This window comes from TM7 phylum sp. oral taxon 349 (genome assembly GCA_018127705.1).
In the GTDB taxonomy this organism is placed as follows: domain Bacteria; phylum Patescibacteriota; class Saccharimonadia; order Saccharimonadales; family Saccharimonadaceae; genus Saccharimonas.
In genome coordinates this window covers 625,266-642,209 of record CP072328.1, presented here as the reverse complement: position 1 = coordinate 642,209, position 16,944 = coordinate 625,266, and the positions used below count along the sequence as shown (strand labels likewise).

Here is a 16,944-nt window from a genome sequence, read left to right as displayed (position 1 = left end):
TATGTATCACAGACGGATGGAATAGCTACGATAAGCTACTACTTCTCGGTTATATTCACGATAGCTATAATCACGGCAAAAGAGGTTATGCTAACACTAATAAAAGTTGAGTTGATATAGGTGGGGTTAGGTGGCTGAGCCTGAGAGTAGGATGCTCTTTTACTTTATTCTCAGATTTGCTATTATAGGCTGTAAAGGCAATGACATAGCAGACACTATCGAGCCGAGAGAAGAAAGTAAGAGCTTAGTGCTTGCAACTAGAACTCTCCGGGAGCGCCCGTGATAGCGTGCAATGAGGCTATTGTAGCGAAGCAAGGTGGCACCACGTTTGATAACGTCCTTGCAACTAGCGTATATGTTAGTTGCAAGGATTTTTAATTTTAACAGGAGAAAGGACAAGATGAAACATCTAACCGCGCAAGAATTAATTGAAAAAGGCGAACACACTACCGCTACACTAGAGGGATGGGTGGATACAATACGTAATCAAGGAAAGATTTTATTTATCGTGCTACGAAATGAGCATGGATTATTTCAGGGAGTAGTGTTAAAAAAGAATGAGAAAATATTCAGTACCAGCAAGGGTTTAACCGACGAGTCCGTTATTCGTATGTCTGGCAGTATTCAAATTCAAGACGCCGCTCCGCAAGGAGTAGAGTTGCTAGTGGAATCTATAGACATATTGTCAAAAGCCAATTCACAACTTCCTATACCAGTTGCCGAACACGCAGAAAATGAAGCAGATCTGCAGAATAGGCTTGATTGGAGATGGATAGATTTACGCCAAAATAGCAAAAAGCTTATTTTTGAGATATGGACAACAATGGAACAAGCTGCGAGAAACTATTGGGTTTCAAACGGCTATATAGAAATTCACTCGCCTAAATTGCTCGGGACGCCAAGTGAGGGTGCAGCAGAACTATTTGAGCTAGATTACTTTGGCAAGAAGGCTTACCTTGCCCAGTCGCCACAATTCTATAAGCAAATGGCGATGGCATCTGGCTTTGATAAAGTGTTTGAGGTTGGTCCGGTTTTCCGGGCAAATCCATCGTTTACATCGCGCCATGATACTGAATTTACCGGTTATGACATGGAGCTTTCGTATATTGATTCACATTACGATATTATGGATGAGGAAGAACGTTGGCTTGAAGCGATGATTCGTACTGTTAAGGAGGTGCATGGTAAGAAAATTTACGATAGCTACAGCAGAGATGTCATCGTTCCGACGCTTCCCTTTCCTCGTATACCGCTTCGTGATGCAAAAGAAATGTTAGCGAAGAAAGGAGTCAACTCAGAAAAATCTGATGACTTAAGTCCGGAGGAAGAGCGAGCTCTCTCTGAGATTATAAAAGAAAAGTACGGGCATGAATTTGTATTTGTAACAGAATACCCTGTGTCAGCTCGCCCTTTCTATCACATGAGGCCTGAAGGAGATCAAACGCTTACAAAAAGCTTTGACTTATTATGGAACGGCATAGAGATAACAACCGGCGCTCAGCGTGAGCATCGCTATGAGCAACTAATGAAGCAGGCAGAAGAAAAAAGCTTGCACAAAGAACCACTTGAATTTTATTTCAACTTCTTTAAGTACGGTTGCCCGCCTCATGGAGGTATTGGTCTCAGCCCAAGCCGGCTCTTGATGAAACTGCTAAACGTCTCTAACGTACGTGAAGTAACCTATCTTTATAGAGGACCGAAGCGGTTGACGCCATAAAATAAACATCACACCAAATACTCCATTAGCTACAGTTATAACTGTTATAACGTAACTCAAAAAGGATTTGGTGTGATCGGGCGGGTACTGGCATGCTTATGGTTTAAGCCGCCAGTATCCGCCCGTGGAGTATAAAAATATACTCCATACTCACGATCATGGTGTGAGACGGTTGATCCCGCGATAAAGGAAGGTGGCCTCCCTCACATTGCTGAGTCCCGTGATGCACATGAGCAGTCGGGTCAGACCGATGCCAAACCCGCCATGCGGCGGGCAGCCGTACCGGAAGAAATTAAAGTAGTCCTCCAGAGGAGCGAGGGTATAGCCCTTCTCCTTAGCCTGCTTAACCAGCTGCTCATAGCGATGCTCACGCTGAGCACCTGTCGTGACCTCAAGCCCCTTCCACAGAAGGTCAAAGCTTTTGGTCACGCTAGTGTCAGGGTGGCGCATGTGGTAGAACGCGCGTACCTCGGCCGGATAGTCGGTTACAAAAACGAACTCGTGACCGTACTTCTCGGCGATCAGACGATAGAGCAGACGCTCTCCCTCAGGGTCGAGGTCCGCCTTCTCTGTGATTTCGTGACCCAGCCTTGCGAGCCACTTACGTGCTTCGCTCAGCGTGATCCGCGGGAACGGAGTTGTTGGCGCTTCAAGTGTCGTTCCGAAGATCGCCTCAAGTTCGGTGCCGTGCCTTTCGGCAACGACACCCAGAATGAAAGCGAGGAACTGCTCCTCAAACTTCATCACTGTCTCGTGCGACTCTACCCACGCGAACTCCGTGTCTACTGATGTAAACTCAGTGTCATGACGGGAAGTGTGCGACGGGTTAGCTCGGAATACCGGACCGATTTCGAAGACGCCTTCAAAGCCACCAGCAATCGCCAGCTGCTTGTAGAACTGCGGTGACTGGGCCAGGTAGGCCGTTCGACCGAAGTACGGTAGAGAGAACAACTCTGCCCCGGACTCGCTAGCTGTACTAAGAAGCTTCGGTGAATGGATCTCGACGAATCCGCGCTCCGCCCAAAATTGGCGCATGGCTCGCTCGAGCGTCGTCTGAACCTGCAAGATCAACTGGCTCTCGGGAGAGCGCAAGCTAACCTGACGGTGATCCATGCGTACCTCAAGTGATGCTCCTGCCTGGATAGGCAGAGGCTCGGCGAAGTTTGCAACTTCAATCGCTGTCGGGGTAATCTCGATGCCGCCCAGTTTGACCTGAGGCGCCTTGATTACCTTACCCGTGACGATGACTGCAGACTCGGGAGTGAGCTGTTCGATCAGTTGAGCAAGCAGCTCACTCTTAGACTTCAGATGTGTAACCTGAACCTTGCCAGTGGAGCCGCGGATAATGACGAACTGTACACTCTTGTGCACCCTAACTGCTTCCACGAATCCTTTAACGGCTACTACGTGACCGACCTCCCGTATGATCTCCCCAGCCATAATCCTTACGGACATGACGCCCCTTTCTCTAGTGGTTGATGCTCCGTCAACCACATTGGTGAAAAGTGACTATTACGGGTGGCTCATTTCTGTAGAAGCATCTCGAATACTATTTTTATCGACGCCTAGCGATAGCCCGAAACCCTAGCCCCCTAATGTCTCTCGATGTCGTTAATGATAATACTTTGTCTACTGAATTTGCGACTGCCAAATGTACGTCTCCTAGATGTGCATCATACCACTACTTTAGTTATATTGTCTCACTTCCCATATACTTAATTTAACTCCGGGCGCTTGCCGAGGAATGTGCGCCCGAACCATTTGTGCAGCTCTAATACGATAATCGGCAGGACGAATGCGACTGTTGTTGCGGCGGCGAAGTCGGTAGCAGCAATCGGTGCAACGTGCAAGTAGGGAGCAAATGGACTTGCGATTGCGATGAGCTGCAGCCCGACCGCGACGAGCAACCCGACGAGGAACGGCGTATTGCGCTTTTTAATGCGCCGGAAGAGCGACTCGTAATCGCTGCGAGCCTCAAACGCGCCTGCCCACTGCACTGTTGCAAGCGCGCAAAATGCGACTGTGCGCGCATAGCCAGCACCATGCCAATGGTCAAACAGCGCGTAGAGTGTCAGCACAAGCACTGCCATTAGGAGCGCCATGATGATGATTCGCGAAATCATAAACGTACTGAGCAACGGCGCGTTGGCGGGTTTAGGCGGTTGCTTCATATTGCGTGCTTCGCCTGGCTCCATACCGATCGGAATAACCATTGCGCTATCAGTGACAATGTTGATCCACAAGATCTGTACTGGCGTGAGCGGCAGCGGCAACCCAACGATGAGCGATCCGAGCGACACGAGCACCTCGCCTAGATTTGTCGACAGTAAATACGTTACCATGCGTTTGATATTAGCGTATACGGTACGCCCTTCATGAATTGCTGACACGATCGACTGGAAATTATTGTCAAGCAGAATGATGTCGCCTGCATCTTTGGCAATTTGTGCGCCCGAGCCCATTGCGACGCCGACATGTGCGTTCGTGAGTGCAGGGATGTCGTTGACGCCATCGCCTGTCATAGCGGTAATATCATGTTGCTTGAGAATTTCTAAGATGCGGTGCTTATACTCTGGCAGTACGCGCGCGCAGACGCGAATGGTTTTTAGGCGTTCAGCAAGGTCATCGTCGGACATCATACTCATTTGGCGGCTATCAAACACCTCGCTGCGATGATGTACGAGCCCTAGCTCCCTGCCAATATGATATGCTGTTTCAAAATGGTCACCGGTAATCATGCGCACGGTAATGCCGGCGGCCTGCGCGGTGGCAATAGCACTTTTTGCTTCCGCACGGAGCGTGTCGGCGATAGCGACGAATCCGTCAAACGTGATACGCTGGCGCGGCGATATTTCCTCAAGTGATTCCAGCGGCTTCTTAAGCGTTGCGTGCCCGAGCGCAATCACGCGAAATCCAAGCCCCGTTAGATGGTGCAGTTCAATAGTGGCGCGTTCGCGCTCGCCTTCAGTTAAGTTACAGCGTTCAATTAGCTGCTCAGGCGCGCCCTTGAGTGCTAGTGCGTACTGTGCGCCGTTATGATACAGCGCACCGCTCAGCGCTAAAGCATGTTCGAATTGATACGCCTTTACTGGTTTACGAACGTTTGCCGGCGGATTTTTTGCGATAAACGAGCGAAATGCTGTATCAAGCGGATCGGCGACGCTGTGCCGCGTGTGTGGTACGATTGCATCCGCCAAAGTCTGTAATGTGCATTTACGTTGGTTGCGCGGATGCCATAATTCTTGTACTGACAGTTTATTGTGCGTAAGCGTACCAGTTTTATCGGTAGCAATAGTTGTAATTGCGCCAATTGATTCAATTGATCCCATTGTGCGTACCAATGCTTTACGTCGTGCCATTCGCTGCATAGCGAGAACCAGGATAATTGAAATTGCAATTGGTAAGTTCTCAGGCACAGCGCTCACGCTCAGCGCGATCACGAATCGTAGCGCTTCATCCCATGCGATTCCGCGCCACAGCGCTAGCCCCATTGTGACGAGTGCAACGAGACTAATGACGATAACGATCTGTGTGATAAGCGTATCGATTTTCCTTTCGACTGGATTAACTTCTTCGCTCGTCGCCGACAAGTCGCTCAGCCGCCCAAATTCAGTGTTGTTGCCTGTCGCTACGACGACGGCACGCGCTTCGCCGCCGATAACGAATGACCCCTGGAAGACCATGTTTGATTGTTCGTAGATTTGCCGGTCGGTGCCAAGCGTTTCAACTTGTTTTGAAATTGGCAGCGATTCGCCCGTTAGCTGCGACTCGTCGACGCGAAACGACCGCGCTTCAATAATGCGGGCATCGGCAGGAATCTTGTCTCCTTCGTCCAGTACAATGACATCACCCGGTACAATGTTGACAGCGTCGACTGTGACGCTTTTATCTTTGCGCAGCACCTCAACTTTCACTGTGGATCGCTTTTGCAACGAACGTAAAATCCGCTCGGTTGAAAACCGCTGCACGTAATAAATCAGAGCATTCATTAATATGATTGCGCCGATAATGGCTGCGTCAAAATACGACCGATGCCACAGGCTGATGCCAATTGCTACGACAAGCACCGCCATAAAGACTGATAAGAACGGTTCAAGCAGTTTGCGCCAGAGCGGCTCGGTGCGTAATTTTATTGAATTTGGCCCGTATTGCCGTAGCCGCTGTTTTGATTCAATTGCCGACAATCCGCCGCTTGTTGTTTGGAGATCGTCGAGTGTTTGTTTTACTGATTTTGTGTAGAAAGCCATAAGCATAGTATACTAGATCGGGTGCGCAATCTGAATGATTGCGCTATACTAATAGGCATGAAGGTACAGATTGAAATTGACACAAAAACGTTTATTCGTTTTTGGCTTGTGGTGATTGGTTTTGGCCTAGCGGGGCTAACAATTTATTTAGCGCAGACAGCGCTGGTTATTTTGGGCACGGCGCTGTTTTTGGCGCTTGCGCTCAATCGTCCAGTGGCGCGGCTGGCAAAGCTCATTCCCGGCAAAAGCCGGTTGGGCGGTACAGCGCTCGCATTTACGCTGCTCGTCGTGTTTTTATTTTGTGTCGTGTGGTTTGTGGTGCCGCCAATCGTGCAGCAGACGGCGAAGTTTGCCGAGTCGGTGCCCGGGATTATCGATCAGGCGAGCACGCAGTGGCACGGTGTCAATCGGTTTATTGACGAGCATAGCATGCGCGAGCAAGTAAACTCAGTTTTGGAGTCAATCAGAACGCAAGCATCCCACTGGGCGACTGATCTAAGCGGTAGCATTATTGGCAGTGTTGGCTCGCTGGCGTCGTTTGTGACCTCATTATTCTTGGTTATTGTCTTGTCGTTTTTGATGCTGCTCGAGGGGCCGGAGTGGATGCGGCGCGTTTGGGGTCTGTATGATAATCAAGCGCGCATGGAGCATCATAAACGGCTTGTTGGACGCATCTACAATGTTATTACCGGCTATGTTGCCGGGCAGTTGATAGTTTCCGGTATTGGTTCATTAGTAGCAGGTGCATTTGTATTCGGTATTAGTCTATTTGTGCCGGCGATTGACGCAAATTTGGTTATGCCGACAATTTTAATCGTGTTTGTACTGTCTCTGATTCCAATGTTTGGCGCGACGATTGCCGGCGTGCTTGTCACGCTGCTTTTGGCGTTTAACAATGTGCCGGCGGGTATCGCCTACGCGGTATTTTTCGTTGTGTACCAGCAGATTGAGAATAACTTCATCTCGCCGGCGATTCAGTCTAAGAAAGTCGAGCTATCAGCTCTGATGGTTCTGACAGCGGTGACGGTTGGTCTGTATGTTGCGGGTGTCGCTGGCGGTTTCATTGCTATCCCAATTGCCGGTACAATCAAAGTGTTCCTTGACGACTACCTTGAGCGCGCCAAAGCTAAGCGTGAAGAAAGTAAACACGACAAGCCGGTGCTCGGTAAGCTAGCGAGCAAGCTCAAAAAAGCTGCGTCATCAGAATAATATCGTTTTCATGCGTACGTCCAAATTGTATCGTGCGCCGTGTCGCGCACGATGATTCCCTGTGCTTTGAGCTGGTCGCGTAACTTATCAGAGTGCGCCCAATTTTTATTGTCGCGTGCGCGTCGGCGTTCTACCAGTAGCTGCTTAGCATCGTCGTTGATATCTGGCGTTGAATCAAGCAGCTGGAGCCCGAGCACATCGTCAATTGTTTGCAATAGTTCTACTAATCCCGTGCGGTAAATTGTGTCAAGTGGCCGTTGGCTAATGCTCGAAAACGACTCGTCGATAATACTAAGCGCTTCTGGTGTGTTCAGATTATTGTTGAGCGCTTCGCGCATTGCGCCGATCGCAGCCTGTGGCGATAAATACTGCGGCGCGTCATTGCGCTCTGTGTCGTCGTTTAGGCGGTCGTGAATTTGATGGCGCAGGCAGGCGACATCGCGCCAATTCTTCAAACGGTTGCGCGCAGCCGCTAGAATGTCAAATGAGAAATTTCCTTCGCTTTGGTAATGGCTTTGCAGAATAAACATGCGTAAATCCATTGCCGTGAAGCCGCGTTCTTTTAGGTGAGTCATTGTATAGCCGTTACCGAGCGACTTACTGATTTTGCCGCCGTCAATTTTCAGGTGATTGCAGTGCAGCCAATACCGCGCAAATTGTACGCCGCTAGCCGCCTCACTCTGGGCGATCTCGTTGGTGTGGTGCACGGGAATGTGGTCAATACCGCCGGTGTGGATGTCAATCGTTTGTCCAAGCAGCTCCATCGCCATGGTGCTGCACTCCAAATGCCAACCCGGGAAGCCCATAACTGTGCCTGCCACTCTACTTGCCACCCCGGGCGTTTCGCGCCCGTGTGAATCAAGTAAATCTTCTGGAGTTTCCCACTCCATATCGCGGCGTTTGCCCGGCTCGGTAAATTTCCACAGCGCAAAATCCCACGGCTGGCGTTTTCCGCTATTAGCCTCAACGCGCGCGCCGGCTTTTTGCGCCGCTAAATCTAATTGTGCGAAATCTGCGTAGCGCGGGAACTTGCTCGTGTCAAAATAAATCCCGTCGCTGGTTTGATACGTATAGCCCTTCTCTTTTAGCGTGCGGACGAGTGCTAATTGCTGCGGAATGAAATCCGTTGCGCGCACCATATGCTCTGGCGGAGTAAGTCCGAACTCGTGCATGCCGCGCACAAATGCCTCGGTGTAATGCTCGGCAATTTCCCAAGCGGTTTTGCCGTCGCGCCGCGCCCCCTTCTCTAGTTTGTCTTCACCGTCGTCGGCGTCGCTTACTAAATGCCCGACGTCGGTGATATTCATCACGCGCTCAACCTCGTATCCGTTAAATTTCAGCACGCGCACCAGCGTATCCCAATAAACGTAGGCTGCCCAGTTGCCGACGTGAAGATAATCGTATACCGTTGGCCCGCAGGTGTAGAGCGTTACTCGGTCTGGCGACATTGGCGTAAATTCGTCAAGGCTGCGCGTGAGGGTATTATATAGTTTCATTTCTTTCATTGTACCATGATGCGCTATTTGCCTGTGATTTTGATCAATATTTCTATCAAGCGGTTGAATGAGGGTGCAGGATCTGGCGTACTTCATCGGTTGAGACTGTGTGCATTAGCTGATCTCGCAGTTCTTTTGCGCCGTCGAAGCCTTTGATATAGATTTTGAAGAAGCGTTTGAGAGTTTCGAATGGACGTCCGGTTTGCGGCTGGTAGCGATCAAAGAGATCAAGATGGTAGCTGAGGAGGCTAAATAATTCTGCGCACCAAATTACTGCGCTATCGTTATTGGTCGAAATAGTTTCGTTTTGCTCCAGATTGTTCTGAGAATGCAAACACCCGGCGTCGTTTGCAGCGAAGCAAAACGGGTTCGCAAACACGCCCCGTCCGATCATAATGCCGTTGACGCCGGGGTGCTCAGATACGAGCGCTAGTCCATGCTCTCGGTCGCGTATGTCGCCATTAATTGTCAGTAATGTATGCGGCGCTACCGCGTTACGCAGCGCGACAATATCGTCAATCAGTTCATAATGCGCTGGCACCTTACTCATTTCTTTTTTCGTCCGCAGGTGAATAGTTAGATTAACGATGTTCTGCTCTAATAATATTTGCAACCACTCGCGCCATTCATTGACGTGTGTGTAGCCGAGCCGCGTCTTGACGCTGACGGGTAATCCAGCGGCCTTAGCGGCATGAATAGCGGCAACTGCGACGTCTGGGCGGCGAATCAGTGCTGCTCCACCGGATTTGATAGCACTTTTTGCCGGGCAACCCATGTTAATATCGATACCGTCGAAGCCAAGCCGCGCGCAATGCGCCGCGAATTGTTCCATGTCACCCGGCTCCCCTCCCCAGATTTGCGCTACTAGCGGGTGTTCGTCGCCAGTTTTAAGTAGCCGTCCGGCGATTGCTTTATCGCCGGCATGTACCCAGCCTGTCGCATTAGCAAATTCGGTGAAAAATACGTCAGGTGCGCCTGCCCGCTGCACGACATGGCGGAATACGACGTCTGTCACCGCTTCCATCGGCGCAAGCGCAAAAAATGGTTGCGGCAGCTTATCCCAAAATGATTTCATCTTTGTCATTGTACCACGGAAATAAATAAGCCCCTATCTCGTTCTTGAGATAGGGGGAGGCTCAAAACGGCAGTGATGCCGGAGCTACGAGGAAGGGCGGAGTGAAAGAAGGGAAGATCTTCCACTCCGGGTGGGAGCATATGCTCGGGGAGCGTAGCATCGTTGCTATGCTCCCGCTAACCACCGTCGTCCGTCACCCCGATAAGACGAACGACCCCAGTGGGCGCGGCGGGAATCGAATCCGCCACAGCTTACATAAGGAGTAATGCCCTATGTAAGTCGGTTGCCATACGCGCCCGGTGATTTCTTTTGCCGCCCTGCACATTGTTGCGCAGAAGCGACCGGGAAGAAATCACAAACCCGACCCGTTTTACGTCTGGGTAGACGAGCGGACGGAGTTTGGCGCTCCGTGTTCTCAAGTGCTGTACGAGGCACTCGACCACCAATTGAGAAGAAGTACTGCTACTTCTTGTACTTCCCCAGCTTGCCTCGCTGCGCGGCGCGAGCCTTTTCGCCCCAAGAACCCGCGACCTTAGCGCGTCGCTCGTTGAGGCGGCGCTGTTCCGGGGTAGGGTTACCCCGGTTTACAGCTTCGTCGGCGTTATCATACGCCTCCCTGGAGGTGTCCTCCCAGAAGAAGCCCATGAGCCATGCACCTCCTTCCCGCCGAAGTGTCGGCAAGATTGTCGGCGAATCCCGTACAAAACACTCCCGTACCAGAGCGTTTCGGGTGCGCCCATTGGGGCGCTACCAGGATTCGCTCGGTTGGAGCATTTGTATCGTACCATGCTCTGCAGAGTTGGTCAAGTTTATTGCTATAATTCGAGCTAATTAGGATATTTTTAATAATTGCTGCGCGCTGGGTCGGGGCATATCTTAGGCTCGTTTCGTGCGGGTGGATCGGCGTAATTCGTACGGTAGTTAGTCCTGTGCGCTTACTTCGTTTCCTGCGATTAAATCTTTCTCAAATTGCAGCATACCCTTATAATCAGCGGAGTAATCGCTCGCGTCTGGCAGCTCAAGCGTGATGATGCAGCGCCAGACTGCGGCGATGAGTATAGCGAATTGTGCGAGCTCCTCAGCACTGAACGTTTGGTCGAGGCTGTGAATATTGCCATGCGAGTCCGGCTCAACGAACTGCAGAATCGCGCCGTCAAACTTGTAGCCGGCGTAATCGCGCGAGTGCTGGCAGAGCAATTGATAGAACATAAGCTGTTGGCGGTATTTGTGCAGCTTGATTTTTTCGTAATCGCCCCGCCCTGTCCAGCTTGTGCTTGGCTTGCCGGTTTTGTAGTCTGTCACGAAGATATGGTTGTCGTTGATATCAACGAGGTCAAGCGAGCCGGTCAAGCGGGCGCCGTCCAGCGTGACCCCTTGCGATGCGAAGTTAAGCTCAGCTTTTTGCGCAGGCGTGAAGCTGTCGTATTCAGTATGTAAAAATTTGCTAAGTGCGTCGGTGCCGCGCTTAGCGTAGTGGTTGAATTCGTCTATGCTGAGGCGCTGGTCGTGTAATTCGCGGACAAAGTCACCAATGACGTCTTCGGCGGGGCGGCGTTCGCCGGTGGCACTCAAGTGAGTGTGGGCGCGTTGCAATGCGGCGTGAATAGCAGTACCGAAGCTGGCGCTTACCGTTTTTGCGCGCGGAAAGCGCAGCAAATTATTCATTAGAAATCCTTGCGGTCCGCCGTGCGAGATATCAATGAAATTATTGAGATGTGTGGCAGAAAGCTTGTATTGTTCCAGTATTGGTGCGAGTAATGCCTTCATGCTAGTGGTCGGCTTATGAACGATACGGTCATGCCACGCAGTTTGTGCTTGTGCGGTTAATTGCGCGACTGTCTCCGGCGTGTGGTGTACGATTGGCTGTAAGTCCACGCCAGTCAGGAAGCTGGCGACGAGCGTATCCTTGCCGTTTAGATCGGCGCGTGCGTACGTTAAAAACAGCTGGCGTTTAGCGCGCGTCATGGCGACGAAGTAGAGGCGCAGGCGCTCATCATAGGTATCGGCGTTCGGCGCGATAGTAATATTTTCCGGGTAGCTGATAGTGCGGCTGCGCCCGCGGACGCGTTCGCCCCACTGTGCATCAATGGAATTAATGACGTAAACAGTGTCGAACTCAAGTCCTTTAGACTTATGGGCGGTCATCAGGTTGATAGCGTCGTCGATTGTATCGCTGCGGCTGCGTACGCTGGTAATCGGCGTATCAAGCTGTCGGTAGCCGTCAATAAAGTCGACAAAATCGGCGATAGTGAGATGATCGCCGCGATAGTCGCGCAGTTTGCTGCGGATTGTGCGCAGAGCTTCAAGCGCTTCAAGGTATGCTTCGGGATTTTTTGCGAGTACGCTTGCACCGAAATAATGATCGTAGAGCGGCGATGTAAATTGCCGTTTCTTATTGTTTGGCACGCCGATGAGCTCGTCGATAAACTCTTCAACCGATTCGTGCGCGACTGCCCTTGCTCGCTCCAGCAACCACGCTGCAAATGGGGCGAGCGCGGGCGTTGCAAGCATGGTATTAATCCATGATGTGTGGTTGCGGTAGGCGTTAACACTTAGTTTCCAGATTGTTTCAGGCGAAAAATCGTACATTGGATGCGACACAAGCTCGGGCAGTAAGCTGTCGGCTTCGCTGTGTTGTCCGTCGGCAATAGCGACAACAGCGCGTGCAAGCAGCTCGATTGCCATGATACGCTCGTCATCTAGCACGTTATCTCGCCGTTCGTAATTGACCGCAATGCCTCGCTCATGGAGATATGGCAGTAGCTCGACCAAATCGCGGTGCCGTCGGCTAATTACAGCGATGTCGCTTGGGCGAGTGCCACGCGCAATCTGTTCGGCGATATGTTTTGCGATCCAGGCACGTTCGTCTGCGGGCGTAGTATGTTCGTGCAACTCAACCATCTTGCTTTCTGCTGTATGTGACGTCAATTGCTTGTTAATCTCCATCGTTGTCTCTAAGCGTCCGTTTGCTTGCGTGATAACGGCGCGTGCGTCATCAAGGATCGTTTGCGCTGAGCGGTAGTTTTCGGTGAGTACGACATGGCGGTAATTTGGATAGCGTTCGCGGAACCGGTGAATATTGCCAACGTCCGCACCTTGAAAGCTGTAAATTGCCTGGTCGTCATCGCCAACCGCCATAATATTTGGCGCGTCGCCTGTTGGACTGTCGGTGAGGTTAAACAGAATACGCAGCTGTGCTAAATTCGTGTCCTGAAATTCATCGACGAGAATATAATGATAGCGTTCTTGTAGATTGAATTTGAGTTCAGACGATCGCTCAATTGCTTGCACGACACTTAGGATCATGTCATCGTAATCGTATAACGCCGCTTTCTGCATCAGTTCGCGGTAGCGGTTATATACTGGCGCCATAGCACGCAGCTTAGCATGGCGCTTACGATCCTTAAACACAAACGCGCCGGTTGAATCTTTCTCCATCCAGGCGTTGCGCCAGGCGGTGATTGGCGTGGTTTTGCCTGATTCAACCGCGGCATCGAAGGCATGCGCTAAGCTAAGTGCCAAATTGTTTGCAAGCGGCGTAATTGCGGGCGGTAATTTCGGCAGCGGCAGCTCGGCGACCGCCTTTGCGATGGGTGCGATGAGCGTGATTGTTGTTTTGCTGATTTTGTTTGCGAAAATTGATGCTACATTCGCTTCAACTGCGTCAAGCGTCTCATCGTTGCTTGCAATAATCTGCAGCAATTCATTGCCTGTCAGGCCTGCCTGCTTTAGTTCGCTAATCACTTGCATAGCGTCGCGCAGGTGCGTGTATTCGCCATTCATTTTGCTTGCGAGCGGATTATCATAGTGCAGCTCATCGAAAATCTGCGTCATGAATGCGTGCATTGTTAAATCGTCAGCCGGTTTGAATGCCGCGCCATGGTAAAAATATTCGCTGTTGTGGTTGATCGTTTCTGTGCCAAAACTATGAAATGTTTGAATTGCTACTTTGTAGGCATCAGGCCCGATAATACGCGCCAGGCGCGCTCGCATTGCTGTTGCGCCACTGTCGGTAAACGTGAGGCACAAAATGTTTTCCGGCAGCGTGTCGGTTTTATATAGAATATTTGCGACGCGCATACTCAGCAGCTCAGTTTTACCTGTACCTGGCCCTGCCACTACGAGCAAGGGTCCTTCAATTGTATCGACCGCCTCGCGCTGGGCGGCATTAAGTTTGTTGTAGCGCGCATGAAAAGCTGTCATTGCATTTTATTGTACCGCATGTTGAGTGCTGCAGGCTACCCGCTATGAGAGCTTTACGATGCCTATAGCTCTCGCTCTTGAAAAAAGATACGTGTGCTCCGAATTTACACCCCGGCGATTATGCTATAATTACCCTATGGAATCCGACCAGTTGGTTGATAGTTTGGCGCTGGAGCGGGCGGCAAACGAGTTGTTTGGTATGCCGATTGAAGTTGACGCGATTGTCGTGCAGCGCCTTAATTGCGGACAGAATGCACAGGCGACGTTTTTTGTGTCAAAAAAACGCCAATTATATTGCTATATTGAAGGCCCGGCGCATTTAACGCTTGGTGATATCAAAAAGATGGCGACGCGCATGGGTGTGCGGGTGGAGATGTTTGTGCCGCCGCGGGGTCGTCCAATGTACTTTGACGATGTTGCACGGCGTAAATTCGTCGCTATTTATCCAGGTCGCCGCGATATTCAGCCGGATGACTTGCGGTATTATCGTACGCTTGCACCGTATTGCCCGGCACTTCTCATTATCAACGAGGTGAAAAATGATATGATTTATTGCGCCGACCACGATGCGCGTACCGGTTGGCGTCCGGCGGTGAAGCTAGCGTACCGGAGGATCTTGACCAACTGATGCGCGATTATCTGGAAATTATAAAACGGAATGTGCTTTCGCCCGTCGTACTGGCGGTTTTTGTATTGGCGGGCGCGCTGCTCTACGTGCGCGAGTATCGCGATGCATGGTTTATGTCGGTAGTGATTTCTATTAATACGGTAATTGGTGTCGTGCAGGAAATTCGCGCCAAACGCGTACTGAAAAAGCTGGAATTAATGAATGCGCCGATTGCGCGCGTGGAGCGTAAGGGCAAAATCGTTGAGATTTCGTATGATAAATTGCGGTTAGGAGACATACTACACATTCGCGCGGGCGATGAACTGCCGGCAGACGGCGACGTGGTACGGTCGCACGGGCTAGAATTAGACGAGAGTATGCTGACCGGTGAATCGGCGGCCGTTGAGAAATCAGCGCATGACCGCGTATACGCTGCAACTGTCGTAACGGCGGGCGATGGTGTCGTTACTGTGCGGGCGCTTGGGGCAGATACGCGTGCTGGCGCGATCAGTGCGGTATTGAAGCGTTACACGCCGGCGCTTACGCCATTGCAGCGCGCAATCCAAACAGCGATTACTTTTTTGACATACGGTGCAATTGTGCTATCGCTGTTAATTTTTGTGAGTTATTATTTTTCTGGATTTGATTCGATACAGATTTTAAAAACAATTACCGTTGCATCGGTGACAGTGATCCCTGAGGGGCTATTGCTCGCGAGTTCCCTGCTGCTAGCGTTTGGGTCGCTGCATTTGGCGCAGGCAAAGGTGTTGCCGCAAAAGTTATCGGCAATTGAGGCGATGGCGCTCCTTGGCGTGCTCTGTGTCGATAAAACTGGCACGCTAACGAGTGATGAAGTAACATTAGAGTCGTGCGAATCGTTTAACGCGCATACTGATGTTGCTCGCCTAGCAGCACTGGTGGCGCGTGAAACAGGCGGCGGTAATATTACGGCGGCAGCAATTCTGGCGGCGGCTAATCCGCCGCTTGATGCGAATATTACCGGCGTACTCGCCTTCTCATCGGCGCGCAAACTAGCAGGCGTCCGCGCGGTAATAAGCGGCAAGACGCGTACGCTTGTTATGGGGGCGCCGGAATTTGTAGCGAAACTTGCGCCATTGAATGAGACACAGTCTAAGCAAATTGACTCGTGGGTGTTGCGCGGCATGCGCGTATTGCTGCTTGCTGGATTTTCCGACGCAAAAACGCCGCTTAAAAACCTTGCGCGCGGTTCGGGCAAACCGCTTGGAATCGTTATACTGCGCAATAGCTTGCGCGACGGCGTACAGGATACCGTACGTTTTTTGCAAGGGCATGGCGTGTCGATTCGTGTGATTAGCGGCGATAATCCGCGCACGGTGCAGTATATTGCGCGGGCGGCGGGCATTCATAACCCCGAAAAATCAATCACCGGCGCCGAACTAGCGAAATTAAGCAGAGAAGCCTTTATGCGTGCTGCCGACGAGCATACGATCTTTGCGCGCGTCTTACCGGAGCAGAAAGAGCGTCTGATTGCCCATTTTCGCAACCAGGGTAAATTCACTGGTATGGTTGGCGACGGCGTAAATGATGCGCTTGCGCTTAAGCAAGCCGATCTTGGTGTCGCTATGCGTGCTGGTGCGCCTGCTAGCCGCCGCGTTGCCGACCTGATCCTACTGAACAACTCGTTTACGTCGCTGCCGGCTGGCATGCAGCTAGGCAATCGGATCATTCAGGCGATTGAAATCATCGCGATTCTCTTCTTCCATAAGATTATCTACGGCGTCGTGCTGCTATTTTCGACGATCGTGCTTGGCGTTGTCTATCCATATGCGCCGCGCCACGTGACATTCTTAAACATCTTTCTCGTGACGATGCCAACAATTATGTGGACGCTGTTTCCGCCTTCGCCCGCACATCGTGTGGATCCGCGTGGTTTTTGGCGCGATACACTACGGGCGGTTGCGCCGATCGCTATCCTCACAGGCTTAACAATTGCGGCTGTATACTGGATTATGCTAAAAACGCCTGGTGTCCAGCCGCCGCAGGCTGCCACAATGACAGTGCTCATCGCAACATTTTTTGGTGTATATTTGGTGTTTTTAGCGGGAATTATGCTTGGTGTTACGCTTGATAACCGCGCGAAATTGGCGCGTGCGCTGTACTTGGCTGCAGTCGCGGTGGTGGCGATTGCTGGGTTTGTGATTGTTCCACTGCGACGCTTCTTTGACTTCACTGCGCCAAATGCGGCGCTACTGTGGCCTGGCGTAGCGATCGTAGCAGCTGCGGCGGTTGTGCAGTATATTATTGCTGGGCGCGCTGGTTTAAAGATTGAGCGCGGTATGGATGACGTATCATGCACGTCAGACGCTACATCCAATCCTGACTCCAAAAAGAAATAACCCCGCACGAGT

9 protein-coding genes are annotated in these 16,944 nt (G+C 51.2%); 4 read left to right on the top strand and 5 right to left on the bottom strand.

What is annotated here, in order from left to right; genetic code table 11:
• The first annotated feature begins 400 nt into the window (after nucleotides 1-400).
• A complete protein-coding gene (aspS, locus tag J5A52_03365; GenBank protein ID QUB37163.1) occupies nucleotides 401-1,717 on the top strand; it encodes an aspartate--tRNA(Asn) ligase in 1,317 nt (438 codons plus the stop codon).
• A 156-nt stretch (nucleotides 1,718-1,873) separates the two neighbouring features.
• Here aspS (J5A52_03365) and aspS (J5A52_03360) read toward each other — a convergent pair whose 3' ends face one another.
• Both aspS (J5A52_03360) and J5A52_03355 read right to left on the bottom strand, forming a co-directional pair.
• Entirely contained in the window at nucleotides 1,874-3,172 is a 1,299-nt protein-coding gene (gene aspS, locus J5A52_03360) for an aspartate--tRNA(Asn) ligase (protein ID QUB38006.1), read from the bottom strand.
• Between the two features lie 260 nt (nucleotides 3,173-3,432).
• The gene (locus tag J5A52_03355) at nucleotides 3,433-5,964 is read right to left on the bottom strand and encodes a cation-transporting P-type ATPase (protein ID QUB37162.1); all 2,532 of its coding nucleotides are present in this window, start codon (nucleotides 5,962-5,964) and stop codon (nucleotides 3,433-3,435) included.
• A 57-nt stretch (nucleotides 5,965-6,021) separates the two neighbouring features.
• Here J5A52_03355 and J5A52_03350 point away from each other — a divergent pair, with 57 nt between their 5' ends.
• Entirely contained in the window at nucleotides 6,022-7,173 is a 1,152-nt protein-coding gene (locus J5A52_03350; protein QUB37161.1) for an AI-2E family transporter, read from the top strand.
• An 8-nt stretch (nucleotides 7,174-7,181) separates the two neighbouring features.
• On the opposite strand, the gene J5A52_03345 is transcribed toward J5A52_03350, so the two are convergent.
• From J5A52_03345 to J5A52_03335, 3 genes are all read right to left on the bottom strand, one after another.
• Nucleotides 7,182-8,669 (bottom strand): cysteine--tRNA ligase, encoded by a 1,488-nt coding sequence (locus J5A52_03345; GenBank protein QUB37160.1) that lies wholly within the window; start codon nucleotides 8,667-8,669, stop codon nucleotides 7,182-7,184.
• A gap of 55 nt (nucleotides 8,670-8,724) precedes the next feature.
• On the bottom strand, nucleotides 8,725-9,744 hold the full coding sequence (locus J5A52_03340; GenBank protein ID QUB37159.1) for a tRNA-dihydrouridine synthase: 1,020 nt from the start codon (nucleotides 9,742-9,744) through the stop codon (nucleotides 8,725-8,727).
• Between the two features lie 921 nt (nucleotides 9,745-10,665).
• The gene (locus tag J5A52_03335) at nucleotides 10,666-13,947 is read right to left on the bottom strand and encodes an ATP-dependent helicase (protein ID QUB37158.1); all 3,282 of its coding nucleotides are present in this window, start codon (nucleotides 13,945-13,947) and stop codon (nucleotides 10,666-10,668) included.
• 136 nt (nucleotides 13,948-14,083) lie between these two features.
• Between J5A52_03335 and J5A52_03330 the strand changes: the two genes are divergently transcribed.
• Nucleotides 14,084-14,575 (top strand): hypothetical protein, encoded by a 492-nt coding sequence (locus J5A52_03330; GenBank protein QUB37157.1) that lies wholly within the window; start codon nucleotides 14,084-14,086, stop codon nucleotides 14,573-14,575.
• Entirely contained in the window at nucleotides 14,575-16,932 is a 2,358-nt protein-coding gene (locus J5A52_03325; protein QUB38005.1) for an HAD-IC family P-type ATPase, read from the top strand. Before J5A52_03330 ends, J5A52_03325 begins: the two co-directional genes overlap by 1 nt.
• The last annotated feature ends 12 nt before the right edge of the window (nucleotides 16,933-16,944 follow it).